12 protein-coding genes and 1 pseudogene are annotated in these 17733 nt (G+C 54.0%); 6 read left to right on the top strand and 7 right to left on the bottom strand.

Features of this window, described 5'->3' with window-relative positions; translation table 11 throughout:
* Positions 1–819 precede the first annotated feature (819 nt).
* A complete protein-coding gene (locus ACO07T_RS08395; protein ID WP_422049024.1) occupies positions 820–3717 on the top strand; it encodes a choice-of-anchor L domain-containing protein in 2898 nt (965 codons plus the stop codon).
* A gap of 360 nt (positions 3718–4077) precedes the next feature.
* Here the strand turns inward: ACO07T_RS08395 and ACO07T_RS08390 are convergent.
* The 6 genes and pseudogenes from ACO07T_RS08390 to ACO07T_RS08365 all read right to left on the bottom strand — a co-directional run bounded on the left by ACO07T_RS08390 (position 4078) and on the right by ACO07T_RS08365 (position 11447).
* Positions 4078–5243 (bottom strand): annotated as a pseudogene (locus ACO07T_RS08390) (IS3 family transposase).
* A 143-nt stretch (positions 5244–5386) separates the two neighbouring features.
* A complete protein-coding gene (locus ACO07T_RS08385) occupies positions 5387–6034 on the bottom strand; it encodes an N-acetylmuramoyl-L-alanine amidase (protein ID WP_422049023.1) in 648 nt (215 codons plus the stop codon).
* Between the two features lie 189 nt (positions 6035–6223).
* Positions 6224–7378, bottom strand: a complete 1155-nt coding sequence (locus ACO07T_RS08380) for a helix-turn-helix transcriptional regulator (RefSeq protein ID WP_422049022.1) — start codon at positions 7376–7378, stop codon at positions 6224–6226.
* 1130 nt (positions 7379–8508) lie between these two features.
* Positions 8509–8934 carry a sugar 3,4-ketoisomerase gene (locus ACO07T_RS08375; protein WP_422049021.1) on the bottom strand — a complete coding sequence of 142 codons (426 nt, stop codon included), beginning with the start codon at positions 8932–8934 and terminating at the stop codon, positions 8509–8511.
* Positions 8935–9353: 419 nt separating this feature from the next.
* Positions 9354–10322, bottom strand: a complete 969-nt coding sequence (locus ACO07T_RS08370) for a glycosyltransferase (RefSeq protein ID WP_422049020.1) — start codon at positions 10320–10322, stop codon at positions 9354–9356.
* Positions 10323–10343: 21 nt separating this feature from the next.
* Entirely contained in the window at positions 10344–11447 is a 1104-nt protein-coding gene (locus tag ACO07T_RS08365) for a DegT/DnrJ/EryC1/StrS family aminotransferase (RefSeq protein WP_422049019.1), read from the bottom strand.
* Positions 11448–11565: 118 nt separating this feature from the next.
* Between ACO07T_RS08365 and ACO07T_RS08360 the strand changes: the two genes are divergently transcribed.
* On the top strand, positions 11566–12201 hold the full coding sequence (locus ACO07T_RS08360; RefSeq protein WP_422049018.1) for a GNAT family N-acetyltransferase: 636 nt from the start codon (positions 11566–11568) through the stop codon (positions 12199–12201).
* 354 nt (positions 12202–12555) lie between these two features.
* Here the strand turns inward: ACO07T_RS08360 and ACO07T_RS08355 are convergent, their stop codons facing one another.
* Positions 12556–13515: a YecA family protein gene (locus tag ACO07T_RS08355; protein ID WP_422049017.1), complete on the bottom strand. Its 960-nt coding sequence runs from the start codon at positions 13513–13515 to the stop codon at positions 12556–12558.
* Positions 13516–13826: 311 nt separating this feature from the next.
* Here ACO07T_RS08355 and ACO07T_RS08350 point away from each other — a divergent pair, with 311 nt between their 5' ends.
* The 4 genes from ACO07T_RS08350 (at position 13827) to ACO07T_RS08335 (ending at position 17694) form a co-directional block, all read left to right on the top strand.
* Positions 13827–14501, top strand: a complete 675-nt coding sequence (locus tag ACO07T_RS08350) for a Crp/Fnr family transcriptional regulator (protein WP_209059812.1) — start codon at positions 13827–13829, stop codon at positions 14499–14501.
* Positions 14502–14647: 146 nt separating this feature from the next.
* The gene (locus ACO07T_RS08345; protein ID WP_422049016.1) at positions 14648–14854 is read left to right on the top strand and encodes a YgaP family membrane protein; all 207 of its coding nucleotides are present in this window, start codon (positions 14648–14650) and stop codon (positions 14852–14854) included.
* A gap of 218 nt (positions 14855–15072) precedes the next feature.
* Complete coding sequence (locus ACO07T_RS08340; protein ID WP_422049015.1) at positions 15073–15957, top strand: MBL fold metallo-hydrolase; 885 nt, start codon at positions 15073–15075, stop codon at positions 15955–15957.
* 57 nt (positions 15958–16014) lie between these two features.
* Positions 16015–17694, top strand: a complete 1680-nt coding sequence (locus tag ACO07T_RS08335) for a TIGR01244 family sulfur transferase (protein WP_422049014.1) — start codon at positions 16015–16017, stop codon at positions 17692–17694.
* The last annotated feature ends 39 nt before the right edge of the window (positions 17695–17733 follow it).

The following is a 17733-nucleotide window of genomic DNA, read 5'->3' as shown; positions in this document are numbered from 1 at the left end:
TCATTTTAGGCTCTCTGTTAATGAGGGCTATGCCTTCTCCGGAGGAGAGAGATTTCGCTTGCCGATGTCAGTTTTTTTGGGCCCGGCAAAGGTGAGTTCTATCAACTTTTCAGATGTTTCTTAAAATAGGGATTGCCGAATTCCCCAGCAGATGTGATCGGCGATGAAAGCAAGCCTTTTCTGCAAAGATTGAAGCGCAACCGTTCTTCAAGATAATTTCGGGTATCACTCAGTTTTAGCTCAGGCCATCTCAGAGGCCAAGAAGTTGATCCCAATTATCCCTGTTTTTAGGTGGTAATAAGTGACCTGATCTTCGCTGGTTCAGCGGCACGCGCAGATCTCCGTGGTAAATTCAATATCCAATCGGCCCGAGTCAAGAGGCTGGGTCAAACCGACCATGACGGTCCCTTGAGAACGTGATTTCTAACGTGGGCTGGTAAGGTGGGTGGGGCTATCTTTTCTGAAGAGGTTTCTTTTAAGAACTTCTAGAAAAGTAAGTGCGAGTGCGAAAGGTCCCGATGGGTCTAGGTTTTTGGGAGTTGATCGTGTCGTGAAATCTATGTGCATTTCCGTGCAAAATGACTTTGCGGTCAAACAATAGAGAAATATCTTCCGTATTTAGATGAAATGTCTCTGTCCGAATTGACCGGGAAAAATCCTGCTTATGATTTTGGGAAATCGGGTGGCTGCTCTGATTTCTGTTGTTTGATGTTTAACAACTTTGACTGAAGTAAAAATTGTGACTATTTAGGGATTATATTTATTGTGTTACACGGCAAGCGTGTATCATGCTCAGTTAATTGGTTTGAGGGTATTGTTATGACGAAATCGGTGCCACTGCCTTATTCCGGCGGTTCCTATATTGTTACGCAAGGCTTTAATGAAGAGGTTAGCCATTTTGGCGCCCTGAAGTGGGGTGTCGATTTTGCTGTCCCTTACGGGACCGCTGTCTATCCGATTGTAAGCGGGGACATAGTCGCTTTTCGTCAAAGCGTCGGAGAAGAGTTCATTCAGGGTCCCCCAAATACGCTTATAGATGGAGATTTATACGCAAGTGCGGGTAGCGGACATGGCAACTATGTTACAGTTCGATCTTTCGTCGATGGCCAAGAAATCTTTGTGACTTATGCCCATATGGCCCCTAACTTTTTAGAGACAGCGCTAGGGATTTCTGCTGGTGAAGGCGGGTATGGTGCTGGCCAGATTTGGGGCCGTGTCAACTTTGGGGAGCCGTTTGGTGACACCGGTGCGACTGGCCTGCGCCTGTCTTCGCTCGATGAGGAGGTCGGTGCCAGTCGTGGCCAGCATCTACACGTGCATCTTGGCACATCTGTTGTCGAGTTCTCGGGTAGTGAATTTGTATCCGACGGTTCAAATGATGTCACGCTACCTATCTACTATGCTGCATTTGGCAAAGACAGCTCTGACGTCCCTAACAGCCCAGACGCCTTCAGCACGCCTTATTTTGGTGCGGATTATTCCTTGTTTTCCGACGCTAACGATGAAAATGGTGGTACTTTTATTGCCCCTGAAGAAACTATTTCCTTCGCCGGAGCAGCGAACGAATTCGGTGTTGCATCTGGGAGTGATGTTGCCGAGCTCTATCTGCAGTCAATTCTTGGTGGTGCTATTTCGAATGTGACTTATACTGGCAGCGAAAACGCGGCCTTCCTGGTCAAAGATTTTGAAATACCCGGTGTGGGTATTGATTTTGAAGGGGGGGTACTTCTGTCCTCGGGTGGGTTCCCGGGACCTTCAAATACGAGTACTGACTTTTCTGTGTCGCATAATGCGCCCGGTGACTCTGATCTCAGCGCTGTTGCCCGCGATGCGTTTGATGGTGCCGGGGAATCGCTTGATGCGTCAGTGCTTGAGTTCGATATTTTTGTAGACGACCCAGATGTGGACGGCATTCGGTTCGACATCGTGTTCGGTTCTGATGAGTATCCTGAATTCTCGAATACGTCTGTGATTGATGTGGCTGCTGTCTTTGTTAATGGAAGCAATGCAGCTCTGTTCAATGGTGACCCCAGCACCCCTCTTAGTGTTATTGATGAGAATCTTGCGCTCAACTTCGTTGACAACACCTCAGGCGTGTACCCAATAGAATGGGACGGATTTGGGGCGTTGTCGGTCCGGCCAGACCTAGAGCAAGGGCAAAATAGCATAAAAATTGCCGTTTCCGATACCGGTGACTACATACTGGACTCAGCGATTTACGTCACCAATTTTGAGTTGCTCCTTGATGGTGCAACTGGCGAGGATATCTTTAAAGTTGTCAATGGCGTAGTTGGTCAGAACGCGCTTGTGGCCTCTGAAACAAAGGAAGAATTTAACCTCGCAGCAGGAACTGGTTCAGTTGCTGGAGAGCTTAAGGCGCTTGATGGGGATGTCATCACCGGCTTCACTGATCAGATAAAACTCATCATTGAAAAGGTTAAGCTGCTTAAGGAATGGCTTACCGTTACTTCCGGCTCTGCAATTTTGGATATTGACGAAGATGGCGACGGTGACGTCGATGGGACAATCACGCTGGAAGGTGATTTCGAGGGAGCTGAATTTAATGTTGAAGTGGTTGGTGACAATTCCGAGATAACAGTGGAGTTCGCCACAGTGAATGCGCCTCCAATAGCTTTGGATGATATGTTCACGGTTTCCCAAAATAGCGCGCTGTCGGGTAACGTTCTAGATGACAATGGAAGCGGTTCAGATTTTGACCCGGACGGAGACAATTTGTCCGTCTCGCTGGTTTCTGGGCCAATGGATGGTGTGTTGTCTCTGAATCCTGACGGGACTTTTAGCTATGAGGCCAAAGGAGACCTATTTGATCTCGCAGCGCCTGGTGAAATAGTTGAGCAGAGCTTTGTCTATCAAATAGATGATGGTCGTGGGGGAGTAGAGCAGGCGACTGCTTCTATCCAGGTTAGTATCGGGGAAAGTGAGACAATCGAGGTCAACTCGCATATCGAATTTGATCGTGGCTCGTTTTTTGTGAATTCAAAAGAACGAATGCTTTTGTCGCAAGAACTTCATAAAACTGTAGCGGATGGTGAAAATACGGATGGTCCGGCACTGTTTGAGCTCAATAGAGCAGGCAAAGCTGAGCAGAACAAAGATTGGGGGACCGATAGTTCTGTGGACATCGTAGATGTGGCGGCGTTTACATACGACATGGAAACAGGCTTGCAAGACACGCTCGTTTTTGTCGACAGAGATACGGCTCGCGATGCCGGTTTCGGCGCGGACCTGAACATTGGCGATGTGATTAAACAAGAGGTCAATAGCTATGCCAGCACTGCTGGATTCGGAGCCGCTTTTGGTGTTCGGGACAAAGGCAAAGGGACCGAGGGGGGCTATGGGCCTTGGGATCAAACAGAGGACGAACGCGCATACATCAATGAAAACGAAGTGCTGTTCTTTGAACTCAAATCAGAGCAAGTCGTCGGCACCGGAGCCGCTTTCTCGCTCGATCTGGCTTCCGAAGAAATGGATATCGTGGACGTTACGGTAGATTTCTGGACAGCAGATTCTGAAGGGCACTTTAGCTTGATTGGAAGCGATGCCGCATATCTTAGCAATGGGGGCAGCGCCAGCGTAGAGGCAAGTCAGGTGTTTGATGCGGTGTCGTTTAGGTCTTCGGATCCCGCAAATGACATGTTGTATCGGATTGCGAGCTTGGAAATTTCAACGATCTATGCTGACGACATATTAGGTTAAAGTTCGGCTTCTCAGATTTTTCGGCGAAGGGTGATCTCGGTTTCTAGCGGTCCTCTGTTTGTGAATATTAGAACGGCCGCTCCAATTTGAGGCTCGGATTCGATAGCTCTACAGACACTACCACGCTGCCAGGGCGTCGCCACAACGCTGTACTGTGTGTCCTTTGATCCAGCTCCTTCAGGTGGAGAAGCCGTTCTTGTTTCTTCCTGTTGATATGGTTTCGGACAAGGCGTGCTGCCTGACGCCCTTGCGGAGTTCAAGCGAAGTAAGCCAAATGGCGCGGGTGAGATGGGCTTAAAGGGCTGGGGTCAGCCCGCCAGTTTGGACATGTCACGTTTTTGTGCCGCCCCAAGTGCACGTTTAGGCTACTTTCCGTTCGAGGGCGACCGGGCTTTTCCAGCCCAATGCTGAGTGCCTTCGGCGCGGATTGTAGAAGCCGTAGATGTACTGGAAGATGGCTAACTCAGCGTCCCGCCGCGTCTGCTATGACCTTCGCCAAATCAGCTCTGCCTTGATCGTTTTGAAGAGGGTTTCCACAGCTGAGTTGTCATAACAGTTGCCTTTGCCACTCATCGATACCTGGAAGCCGTGCTGGCGCAGCAGCTTCTGGTAATCGTGAGAGCAGTATTGGCTGCCACTGTGGTGTGGTGGATGCAGTCTTTTGGTGGCTGCCGAAGAGCTACGGCCATCTTCAACGCTCGGATCGCCAGATCACGCTTCACCCTGTTGCTGACCGCCCAGCCGATTACCCGTCGGGAATGCAGGTCAAGAATGACGGCAAGGTAGAGCCATCCCTCTCGGGTCCAAACATAACTGATGTCCCCGGCCCATTTCTGATTGGGGCCATCCGCGTTGAAGTCTCGTTTCAACAGGTTCGGGGCGATGTTGAGGGCGTGGTTGCTGTCAGTGGTCACCTTGTATTTTTGGGACCGTTCGACCCGTATTCCATTCTTCCGCATCAATCTGCCAACCCGGCGATGCCCGACGTTCAGACCCATCTCTTTCAACTCTTCGGTCATGCGTGGACGACCATAGCTGCCTAAGCTGAGACGGGACTGTTCTTTGATGTGAGCCAAGACAACCATGTCAGTCTGCTGCCTTTGGCTGGCCGGGCGGCTGCGATAGGCGCGCAGGCCACGGTTGCTGACACCCAAGACCTGACAAAGGCGGTTGGTCGAGAATTCGTGGCCATGCTCTTCAATGAACTGGAACCTCATGGTTTTTGGCTCGCGAAGAAGGCTGTGGCCTTCGAACGCTCTCTCGAACGCATGGCGTTCGCGTTCTCAGTTTGGGATGTCCCTCTCCTCCTTGAGAATACGGTTCTCCCGTCGAAGTCGCTCATTCTCTCGGGCAAGGTCGAGGTCTTTGTCTGACACAACCTTGGTGTCACGATGTGATGTCACCCATTTATTCAGCGTCGAAAGGCCAACACCCAAATCCGAGGCCACCTGTTTGCGTGTTAGTCCGCTCGTTAGCGCGATCCGCGCCGCATCACCGCGAAATTCGTCCTTCCGTTTCAATCCCATAGCTCGTCTCCTTTGCTGCAATAAATACTATCAAAGGAGCGGCATCAAACCGCGACAGGTCCACGATGGACACGACTCTGCGAAGAACCGAACGGGAAAACGTTCAAGCCCTCAAGCCCTGTTGGGGTTTGTTGCGACCCTTTTTACAACCACTCGCTGACCTTGAAACCTGGGCAAGCTTTCTGAGCATAATCGTTGTGGCCGTTGATTTTCCGGATCAGAGTCCGGCGTCCGATATCTGATATCAAGTTACGCAATGCGGTTTCTTGCGCTTCCGTGAAGTTGTCACTGAAGATGTCGGTTTCCGACGAGCCGAAGCCTCCTACCAGGGAAATACCGATTGTCCCGCGATTGTGGCCTCTCACATGTGCGCCGACGACTGTTTCAGCACGTCCTTGTGCAACGCTGCCGTCTCGGTCAACCACGTAGTGGTAACCTATGTCGTTCCAACCGCGATCTGATACGTGCCATCGGCGGATTTCAGTAATCTTCTCTTCAATAGAACGCCCTTCATACCATTCGGGTCGAGTAGCCGTGCAATGTACCACAATTTCATTCACCGCATGGTGCCCAGGGTCCTGGTAGATCATGCCTCCAGCGCTGGTGGTAGCGGCGACCTGCTGCATCTCAGCGGGTTTGCCATCATTGTCGAGCCAGGTTTCGGCGGCTTTGCGTGTGCGACGGCCAAAGTCACCGTCAATCGGGCCTGGATTGTAGCCCAGCGCTTTGAGTGCTTGTTGAATGGATGTCAGGGCAGCAGCCGGGCTGGTTATCGCAGCATAATTGGTCATTTCGATATTCCTAAAATAACTTGATCAAACCCAAAGCGCAGCGCCGAGGGCATTCAATTGGCGGGCTTGGCTCAGTCATTCTCAAGACCACCTGCGTAGTAGGTTAGAGAGCGGCGCCCGGTAATTCATGATCCGTACAGATCATGACATTTGCGTTCTTTGCGAAAGGAGTTCCAGCAATACCATGCTTCAAGCTACGGGCGGTAATACGCGAAGGATGAGCCTTATCAATTCGATTCTACTGCTGACGCCCGCTTTAGAAAGTACTGCGGCTACCTGATTTTTCGCCGTAGTAGGACTGGTGTTTCGCTTTTCCGCGATCTCTGCGACGCTAGCTCCTTCAGCGATCCAGCGACAGACGTCAGTTTCAGCCTGCGTCAGGTCATAAAGCTTAGTAAACCGGTCCAGCCTAAGATATGGGGCCCGTTCTGGATCGATTATGGTCACGAGAGCCCCCTCCAATCCATGCTCTAATTCTGCCTTGCTGTCACTGATCGGAGCAATGTCCAGAAGATACGGTGTCTGTCCGGAAGGCCGCCTTACAGAGATAAGAGATTCGTGCAGGTTTGCCTGGCCCCGAGCTGTAGACGCCACCTCAAAAATATGCGCTCGTATTTTAGATGTAGTTTCTGGGTCCGAGGTGACTATTCTGGCATCGCGAGCCAAAAACATACCATCCTTAAGACTAACAATTCTTTCCACTTCCGCGTTTTTCACGATTACCTGTCCATCTGGTAGCGCAAGTGCAATCCCTGCTTGAATTCGGTCCAAGGCAGTGAGTGCCGCTTTATAGCGGGCCTTCAGAAAAGCGAATACCCGACCTATCTCCAAAGACTTCGTTAGGTGGGGGAGCAAGGCGCGCGTGCGATCGCCTGCTACTGCTGGTATTTCATAAACTGTGCGATCAAAACCTATACTCATTGCATCGAACCAGACGGGATCTTCGTTCAGACGGACTCCAAGTCGCCGAGCAATGCCAGTTCTCTTCTTCAAATACGCATAGTCTTTTCGGCGGTCGAGAACTTCGGGTGGAATACCCGTTTCGATATCTGGAGTTGGGTAATGCGTTGGTTGCTCCTGGAGAAAATCCCAATCCTGGTTTTGGAGCCGGGAAAGCCAAGCACTATAGTACCAACCTGCGGGCGTACGGGAGAAATCTAGGTAGACAGTGGACATCAGCGTCAAATCTTTTGCACCGGCATTGCGGCCCCTGACCACCAGGGCGATAGCCTTGGCGTCGACGACGGCCGCAGTTGAATCCAATGCCTTGCGCCAGCTTCCGGGATTAACCGCTGTATCGTAAATTTTTTCGAGTGCCTGATAGCCTTTGTGATCCAACTTCAATTGCCATCTCCGACGATTAGAAATGCTAAATCGGGCTCGGGGATTTCGTCTTTTGAACGAGAACCGTCAGCAGATATTTCTGAATTTTCTGAATGCCCTTATATTAGCGCATTTTCAGTTCGATCGCGATGGTGGTAATCGGATATCGGTGTCTCACGTATTTACATCAGATTATGGGAAGGGACCGGGGTTTGTCTAATTCTCGAAACTAGATGGGTATTTATGACAGCGGCACCGTTCAAGGCGTTAGGGCCGAGGCTCTTTGAGGTGCCTGTAGTGTCCAGGAAAGTCGCTTTCTTTGGTTTGCGCTGTCCGTGCGCATGGTCAACTGGCGACAATATGTCGTTGTTTGTGTGCTTGGGCTTGGGGGGTATCACGGCTCGAAGTATTCAAAGATATCGCGTCGCGCTTTCTCGGGGTTGCGGTATTTTGGCCGTCTCACCTTCTCCCGCGTCGAGGGCTGAAAGAAAGTCTCGGCCACTGCGTTCTGCGCATGTTATTGATCCATTGGATCAATAAGTCCGCTGCCCGGACCAGCTTGGACTCATGAAAATTGCCTCTGCGGCTTATCGAGAATCACAGATTGTATTCGCGCAGAAACGCGGCACATTCATGGCTGGTGAATTGCGCGCCATGATCTGAGTGGATCAACAGGCCGAGCCTGGGATTGCGTCATCAGATTGCCGTCAGCAACGCCTGCCCTGCCAGTTCTGATGCTTGGCGCGCCTAGAGCGCCCAACCGACAACACGCCACGAGAACAGATCAATGAAACCGCAGAGGTAGGTAAGCCGATCCCTTTAATATGAGTGCTGATTGATGTGAGATTCTTTGTCAGCTTAGGTATGAGTATGCTCAAACCCTGAGGGAATTGGGCATAACCGTTTTGTCGGAAACCAAGTTGCTCGCGCGCCAGCAGATTTTCAACGCCACGAAGGCAGAGAGCAAAGCGGTGGCACGTCAAAGTCGCTTAATTGATGATCGCGCGCGGGAAACAGAAGCATTTGAACTTGGCTACATCGGGCAGGTATAACTAAGCTTATCCTCAATCCTTGGACGAGATTTTGCGTAAATCCCCACTAGAACACCGCTTCTCTCAGTGTGGGCTAAATCAACTGGTCCTTGCCAGGTATCACTTGCGTGCGGCGGCAAGGAACTCTTCGTAATCCCGATAGTAGTCCGCTTCATCATAGGGTTGAGAGGCGAGAACCATGCATACGGCGCCTTGGCTGAATTTGTCCATTTCCCGCCAAATTAAATTCCTGATGTAGAGGCCCTTCTTTGGGCTGCGCAACCATACGTCTCGCTTGGTTTTCCCATCATCAATCTTCATTCGGAAACTTCCGGACAGGGCAAAAACGACTTGCTCCAGTTCTCGATGCGCGTGTCCACCCCGCTCCGCATCAACAGGCACGTTGTAAAGATAGTAAACGCGCTGGATATCAAACGGGATGTGACGCCCCCCTTCCATAAAGGTCAGATCTCCTCGCGGGTCGGAGATCACGGGCAAATCAACAAGACGGACATTCTCGTCAAACTGAGAGTTGCTTTGGCTCATTTTGAAGGTTTCCTGATTTACTTCATAATTGAGATCACGAAATGCCAACTACCAAAACGCAATCAAGTCTGACAAGTTTGTATCTTACTCACTTTCAACAGGCCGTAAGCAACCTTTCGGGGGCAGGTAACACCCCAATCCAAAGCGGGATTATGGCGCTTAACGGTATGGCCTCTTGGGTTTCCTTTTTGAGAAAAAGTTTAGATACACGCTAGCAAGCGAAACCAGACATTGGATTGCAGTGCAAGGCGGTGAAACTGGGACAGCAGAAGCCGTTCGTCTTCTGAACGGCGAGATGCATTGCTTTCGAAGGCTCATTAGAGCACAGAAATTCAAAATCCAAACCAGCCTGCCGCACTGGATGCAGCGTCTCTGTCAGGCATATTGTGCCATCATAGATGGGCGTTAAAACCGTGATTTCAGCCGTCACGGCCGACTGCCTGCGCTTGTAGCTGTTGGCGTAACTTGTTTCTGCGGCGGCGTTCCGATCGCCAAGTCGCCAGTCCCAGCAATGGATGTCTCAGAAGCAAGCTGGTGAAGGCACCGGATTGATTTTCGTAATAGGCCAGCCCAAGCGCGGCCTTGATCTGTGCTCTTCGCAGGACACGTAAGACCTCAGAGCTGCCGCTCAGTCCAAAGTTTTCTGCGTCCTTTATCCGCTGGTGCATCACGCCCTTATGCGCGAGAAAACCTTTTCTGCGCTTCTCTTCAAAGGCTGCTATGTCCGCGTGGGAAAAGTCGGAGGAGGTCAGGCCCAGGCCCAGACGATACTGCACCAACTCTTCTTCCAAGACAGTGACACGATCTTCCAGCGCCGCACGAAACCCGAAGACAAGGTCTTCGTAGGCTGTTGGATCCATCGGGCCATAGTTCTCATAGAGGCTGCGGTGCCATGCTCCGGTTGCCCCTATGTAAAGCGCCTTTGATTTGGCTGCCTGTGTCAAATTCCAGCTGCGATAAAACAATGCAGTACGGAAATCCCCAGGCACCGGATTGCCTTCGGGGTCAATCGCTTGGACATAAGAGCATACCAAAAGCGGCGAACCTCGGCTGAAAGCCTCTTGGATGCGGCGGCAGCGCTGAGGATATGATAGGTCGTCCCCAGCGGCGGCAACCAGAACATCCCCCGAACTGAGACGATGTGCCATGTCAATATTGCCAGCCAAGCCCAAGTTCTTTGGATTGCGGTTCAAAATGATCCTATGGGGGCCGTTGTAAGCTGCCACGACGGCTTCGATTTCATCGAAGGTGCCATCGGTAGAATGATCGTCTGTAATGACAATTTCCAGGTCTGGCACATCCTGTTTCAGAGCGCTGACAACTGCCTCGCGAACGGTGTTCTTCTGATTATAGGTCAGTAGAATGTAGGATAAAGAGAGCTGCGCCATCTTATGCTTCTAACCCAGCCATCACAGAGCATCGGTCAGGCGGTTCACGGTTTCGATGACCCTGTCCTGATCTGCCTCGGGCATCTGTGGTCCGATAGGTAGGCTGAGCAATTCATCTGCAAATTGTTCCGCCAGGGGAAAGGCCCCTTTTGCGTGGCCCTGCTGTGTGTAGGCTTGCTGCTGATGTGGTGCAATTGGGTAGTGTATCAGCGTGGTGATGCCTTCTTCGGCAAGTTTCTTCATCAGAGTATCGCGCTGGGGATGCCGGATCACATAGAGATGCCAAACGGGATTGGCCCAGTCCGGGACATGCGGGCGTATAACGCCTTGTAGCGAGTTGCTATAGCGATCTGCAAGGCGGCGACGGGCCTCTGTCCATTGGTTCAAGTGCTTCAGCTTGACGTTCAGGATCGCGGCCTGCAGTGGGTCCAGACGGCTGTTGGTTCCTATGACCTCGTTGACGTATTTCTCGCGAGAGCCATAGTTGCCAATGGTGCGCACGCGTTCGGCAATATCTGCGCGGTTTGTGGTGACTGCGCCCCCGTCTCCAAGGGCGCCTAGGTTCTTGCCGGGGTAGAAACTCCAGCAAACCACGTCCCCATGAGCACCGATACGGTGATTTTTGTAGGTGGCTCCATGGGACTGCGCCGCATCTTCAATCAGCGGAACGCCTAACCTGCGAGCAACAGCCAATAGGGGGTCAAGATCCGCTGGCTGGCCATATAGATGCACGGCAATGATCGCCCGAGTTCTTTCGGTGACAGCGTCATCAATACGCGACGTATCAATATTATAGGTCTGTGGGTCTGGTTCGACCGGCACCGGGGTAGCCCCCACTGCGGAAACCGCAAGCCAGGTTGCCACAAAGGTATGAGACGGAACGATCACTTCATCGCCAGCCTTGACGCCAAGGGCTCGAAGGCTCAGACACAGAGCGTCCAGCCCATTGCCCACACCCAAGCAGTGCGCTGCACCGCAGTAAGTCGCGTAGGCTTCTTCAAAGGCGCTGACTTCCGGGCCAAGAATATAGTGCCCGCTATTTAGGACACGGGCCACCGCAGCGTCGATATCAGTTTGCAGCTCCAGATATCCGGCGCGCAGGTCAAGAAAAGGAATTTGCGCCATTTCCATCCATTTATGATCAGGGACGTTAATTTCCTGTGCTTCTGTAAACTTGTTTTGGGGGATAGGGAATGCGATAATTTTTCCTCATTGCAAATACCCCCACTCTGGACTTCGACCCATGACCGAATACTGTGGACCCGCTCCGCACACCAATATGGATGCCCACTCCAGTCGCGACACGCGCGCAGTCATCTTGGAAGGCAAGTGGCTTAACCTACGCCTCGCTCAGCCGAGCGATGCTGGCTATATTCACCAGCTGCGGATGGATCCCACATACAATCTACATCTGTCGGCGGTGAATGGCACGGTCCAAGATCAGGAAGACTGGCTGCACCGGTACAAAACCCGTGAAGCGGCGGGCGTCGAGTATTACTATGTTATCGAGCGACGCTCGGATGCGCGCCCCTGCGGGTTGGTGCGGCTTTACGACATTGAGAAGAGCCAGTTTACCTGGGGCAGTTGGATCCTTGACCAGAACAAAACGCCCAAGGCGGCGCTTGAAAGCGCTCTGCTGATATATGTCAAAGGCTTTGAAGAACTGGGGCTCAGTAAGTCTGTTTTTGACGTGCGCTTAGACAACGCCCGCACATTGGCCTTCCATAGACGCTTTGGGGCGGTTGAGACCGGACGAGATGCACAGGATGTATTTTTTGAATACACGGCTGCGCAATTCCGGGCCGACAAAGATAGGCACTTGGCAGCAATAAGAGCATCGCAATCCCCGGAGGGACGCCGCTCAATAGAAAGTTCCTAAAACTGTAGCGGGCTGGACATGCTTTAGAGCGATGTCTGCGCAATGGAGACCAGCTTGCCTCGAGGCCGGGCGGGGGGCGACGATGAATGGTCGCTGCTTGAGCACTTTTTCTTGCGGCCCGTGTCCTGAATGCCTGCAAGTCTGCCGATCATCGCCTTGTTCTTGCTGGCATGTTCTGGATTGCTGACACCTGCTCGGCGACCCGCATTTCCTGCCATTTGTGACTAGAGTCTACCGTGACCAATCCTTGGTTGAGAGAAGGAGCAGAGGCAATGACAGCAACAAGACTTACGGATGCGAAGAAGGAGATTGCGTTGGAGCAACCTGCCCCAGCGCCACCGCCACGCTCCAAGGTTACGCAACCGCAAAGTCCGTGATGTCTTTGCCTGCGCGTGCCTGTACCGGGGCTTGCAGTTTGAATTCGTGATACATCATCGGCACGACGAAGGGGATCAGGTCGACGAGGATGTCGCGGTCGGCGAAGGCGAAGGTGTCGATGGCATTGGTCCGGTGCGAGACGTGGATTTTGCCGTCGTTGAGGAAGTCGAGCAGGGGGAGCAGGAAGTCTTGATGGCTCAGGTGGAGGCCGTTGGCGGTCCAGCTGTCCGGGCGCAGGGCGGCGGCGGCGAGGAAACCGGCGCACCAGGAGGTTGGGTCCATGGCGCCCTCTGCGGTTTCGTCAAACACCGGCGCGAGGTGTTTGCTTTCTTCGAGGCCTGCCAGAATGTCGTCATAGAGGCCGCCAACCGCGATGATGACACTTTCGGGAAGATCCTCTGGGGCACCCAGGGCGACATGCAGCCATTCATAGGCTGGGACGGATTGAGGGGAGCAGATCACGCCTGTGAGGTAACCATCCAACTGGGAGACCGAGGTGCATTCTCCGCCTGCTGTTTGGGTTTCCAGAAACTCTTCGATGGTGTTGAAGTCGTTGAGGCGGCGCATAAAATCGTCTTGGAGGGCCTCGTCAACTTTCAAAGCCAAGGCATGTTCTTTTGCGGCGTCTGTGTCCCATTCCGAAAGGGCGACAAGGCTGTCTTCTTCCGCCTCCAGGGACTTGAGCGTCCGCTTGGATGTGGTCGGTTCGAGCGCCACAAAGATTGCTGTGATCACCAAAGTGGCGATGCCGCCACCAAGCCAGCCCAGAACCGGGGCGCTGATCCAGGTGGCTCCCATTACGGCGGCGGAGATTGCCAGCAAAAGGGAGCAGCCAAGATTGAGCAGGATGATCTGCATGACATTGAGGCGCGGGGCGTCGTTGGTCTTTGTGGGGGCGGTGGCAAGAACGATCTGGTTGGCGGTCATCGGTTTCATAGCGGGTCTCTCCGTGGGATGGGTGAACTCAGGAAGAGAACCATTCTGGTTCGGGTCTGGGGGACCGTCAGCGTTCTTGCTGTGATGTTTGTATACCGTCGTATTCATTTAGCGATTGGGTGGCAGAGGGTGAATGCAAATAGCCCTAAGGCAAGGCGGCTATACTTTAGGTTAGTTGGGGCGGTTTGAGCGACCTATGGCACACTGTATCGGCGATTAAACTCGCATCCCTTGGCCTTGCTCCGGACCCAATGGACCCGCAATTCAGGATGCACTAAGACACAGGCGGGATCATCTGAGGGGGCATACTGATGGAAGAGAATTGGATTGAAAAGTTCAATGGCCTGAGCCGCTTGCCTGCAGATATACGGGCGGCGTTGGAGGCGGGCAGCGAGATTGTTTCGGTTCCGGCAGGCACGCAGATCTTTGCGCCGGGGCAGACGGCTGACAATCTGTGGTTGCTTCTGGATGGCACGGTGAAGGTGCAGCAAAGGTCGGACACCGGGCGCGAGGTGTTTCTGTATCGGGTGCATGCGGGGGAAAGCTGTGTGCTCACCACCGCCTGTATGCTGGCCTTTGAGGATTACTCGGCGGAAGGCGCTGCGGAGACCGATGTGAAAGCGGTGGCGATACCGCGCGCGACCTTTGATGATCTTGTTGGCAAGTCGCCGGTGTTTCGGGAATTTGTGTTCACCGCCTATTCGCGCCGGATCACCGATCTGTTCACGCTGATTGACGATATTGTCTTTCAGCGGATGGATGTGCGGCTGGCGTCCCGTTTGCTGGAACTCGCGGATGCGGGCGATGTTGTGCATGCGACCCATGCCGCGTTGGGCACAGAATTGGGCACGGCGCGGGAGGTCATTTCGCGCACGCTATCGGAATTCCAGCGGCGGGGATGGGTGGAACAGTCCCGCGGCGAGGTAAAGCTTTTGGAACGCGAAGGGCTGGAGCACCTTGTGAAGACCTCAGGCGCGCATCGGTAAGACCTCTGGAGCCCTGTGGCGAAGGTACGCAGGGCGAAAATCCCGCCAGATTTCATGAAATTCGATTGCTTGGTGACCATGTCACCAAAGTCTCCGCGCGCCCCATGCGAATGTGGCCAGGCAACGATTCGACCTGGAGACGAAAAATGATGAAGAACATGGGAATGATCGACCGCGGCGGCCGTCTGATCATCGCGGCGGCGTTGGTGCATCTGGCGCTGGTTGCAGGCCTTATTGGTGGTGTCCTTTTCTGGATTGCCTTGGCAGTTGCCGCTGTGTTCACGCTGACGGCATTTGTCGGGAATTGCCCGCTTTATCGCATTGTCGGCCTCAAGACCTGCCGCGACTGCTGATCCACATGCGGGCCAAGGGCGCGAGGGGCCTTCCTTAAAGGCTGCCTTATGCGCTCTGCACCACACCCAGATGCGTTTGGCTTCGGCGGGAAGATTGCCGGGGCCGCGCGCCAGCGGTGCGGCTGTCGAGGCGCGCTTTCAGGCCATACGCATTCTCAGATGCTGTCACTGATTTGGAAGACCAAGGGCGCGGGGCGCGTCCTGAGGAGGAGAAACCTATGACTGATTATCCCGTCAACATCACCGTGAAACCTGAGGTGCAGGCGTTCTTTGACGAGGCGACCAACACCATCAGCTACATTGTCAAAGACCCGTCGTCAAAGAGCTGCGCGATCGTGGATTCGGTGATGGACATCGACTATGCCGCTGGGCGTATCACCTTTGATCACGCAGACGAGTTGATCCGCCAGATCGAGACACAGGGTCTTAAGCTGGAGTGGATCATTGAGACCCACGTGCATGCCGACCACCTGAGCGCGGCGCCTTATCTGCAAGAGCGGTTGGGCGGGAAAATCGGGGTCGGCTCCAAGATCACCGTGGTGCAGAACGTGTTTGGCAAGGTGTTCAACGAAGGCACCGAATTTCAGCGCGACGGGTCGCAGTTTGATGCGCTGTTTGAGGATGGCGACACCTATATGGTCGGCAATATGCAGTGCTTTGCCATGTATACGCCGGGGCACACACCCGCCTGCATGGTGCATGTGATGGGCGATGCGGCTTTTGTCGGGGATACGCTTTTTATGCCTGATGGCGGATCTGCCCGCTGTGACTTTCCCGGCGGCTCGGCAGAAGAGCTTTATGAGAGCATTATGAAAGTGCTGGGGCTGCCGGACGAGACGCGGCTGTTTATGTGCCACGATTATGGCCCCGGCGGCCGTGCCATCGCCTGGGAAACCTCGGTGGCGGAGCAGAAAGCGGCCAATATCCATGTTGGCCAAGGCAAGACCAAGGAAGAGTTTGTCAGGTTCCGCACCGAGCGGGATGCGCAGCTCTCGATGCCAAAGCTCATCATTCCATCGCTGCAGGTGAACATGCGCGCGGGGGAGGTGCCGACCGATAAAGACGGCAACCCGATGCTCAAGGTGCCGGTCAACGGCCTGTAAGCGGCGCTGCGCGCTGAGGCGTGCGATCTGTCAAAACCGCCCGGAGGAGGGGTTCACATGAACATCAAACGACTAACCGATCAGGTTTCGGTCAGCCCGCAGATTGTGGCCGATGATATTGCCGAGATTGCCGCGCAGGGCTTTCGCACCATTCTGTGCAATCGGCCCGATGGTGAGGGAGGCGATCAGCCCTCCTTTGAGGAGATAGAGGCTGCGGCCAAGGCCGCAGGGATTGAGGCGCGCTATGTGCCGGTGCAATCGGGCATGGTGCGCGATGAGGATGTGGCGGCATTTGGCGCGGTTTTGCAGGAGGTCCAGCGCCCGGTTCTGGCCTATTGCCGGACCGGCACGCGCTCGGCGACGCTGTGGTCTTTCCATCGATCCAAATCGCGCCCGATGGCGGAGATTCTCGCGGCCACCAAAGCGGCGGGCTATGACATGAACGGCGTGGCGCGGCGTATTTCAAATGGGGGCAAGACCCCCACAGATACCGGAGACGCGCATTTTGAGGTGGTGATCGTTGGCGCAGGTGCCGGGGGCATCGCGGTTGCCGCCAGCCTGAAGGCTCGGCAATCGGGCCTCAATATCGCGGTGATTGATCCTGCTGACATCCACTACTATCAGCCCGGCTGGACCATGGTGGGAGGTGGTGTGTTTGAGGCGCAAACCACCGCCAAAACCATGGGATCTCTCATTCCCAAAGGCGTGCATTGGATCAAATCCGCAGTGGCGGCGTTTGAGCCGGAAAACTATGCGGTCATTCTGGATGGCTGCCGGGTTGTGAAATATGACCGGCTGGTGGTCTGCCCGGGCCTGAAGCTGGATTGGGAAGCCGTTGAAGGTCTTGAGGAGACATTGGGCCGCAATGGGGTGACCTCAAACTACCGCTATGATCTGGCGCCTTATACCTGGCAGCTGGTGCAGGAGTTGCAGGAGGGGCGTGCGCTGTTCACCCAGCCGCCGATGCCGATCAAATGCGCGGGGGCGCCGCAGAAGGCGATGTATCTTTCCGGGGATGCTTGGCACCGCAATGGGCGGCTTGAGCACATCGACATTCAATTCATGAATGCTGGCGGGGTGCTTTTCGGGGTGAAGGATTATGTCCCTGCGCTCTCGCAATATGTGGAGAAATACGACGCGACGCTGAATTTCTTCCATAACCTCGTCGCGGTGGATGGGGCTGCGAAGACGGCTACGTTTAAAGTGGCGCAGCCGGATACCGATCCTGCGGAGGTCACGGTTGAATTTGACATGATGCATGTCTGCCCGCCGCAGGTGGCGCCGGATTTCATTCGGGTGTCGCCCTTGGCGGATGCTGCGGGGTGGGTCGATGTGGATCAGGCTACCTTGCGTCACACGAGCTATGACAACATCTGGTCCCTTGGCGATGTGATGAATGCGCCAAATGCCAAGACCGCCGCCGCCGCGCGCAAACAGGCCCCGACGGTGGCCGACAATATCGCGGCAGATATTGCGGGGCGCTCGCCAACCTCGGCCTATGACGGATATGGCTCCTGCCCGCTGACGGTGGAGCGCGGCAAGATTGTGCTCGCGGAATTTGGCTATGGCGGTGTGCTCAAACCCAGTTTTCCCACTTTCCTGCTGGATGGCACCAAACCCAGCCGGGCGGCCTGGTTTTTGAAGGAGACCATGCTGCCGCCGATCTACTGGAAGGCCATGCTCAAGGGGAAGGAGTGGCTGGCAAAACCGGAGAAGATCAAGGTCGCGCCGAACTAAGGCGCGCGCCGCCTGCGTCGCGCCCGCCTGGGTCACGTC

This window comes from Shimia sp. (genome assembly GCF_965227725.1).
GTDB lineage: Bacteria > Pseudomonadota > Alphaproteobacteria > Rhodobacterales > Rhodobacteraceae > Shimia.
This window is presented reverse-complemented; position numbering and strand designations above follow the sequence as displayed.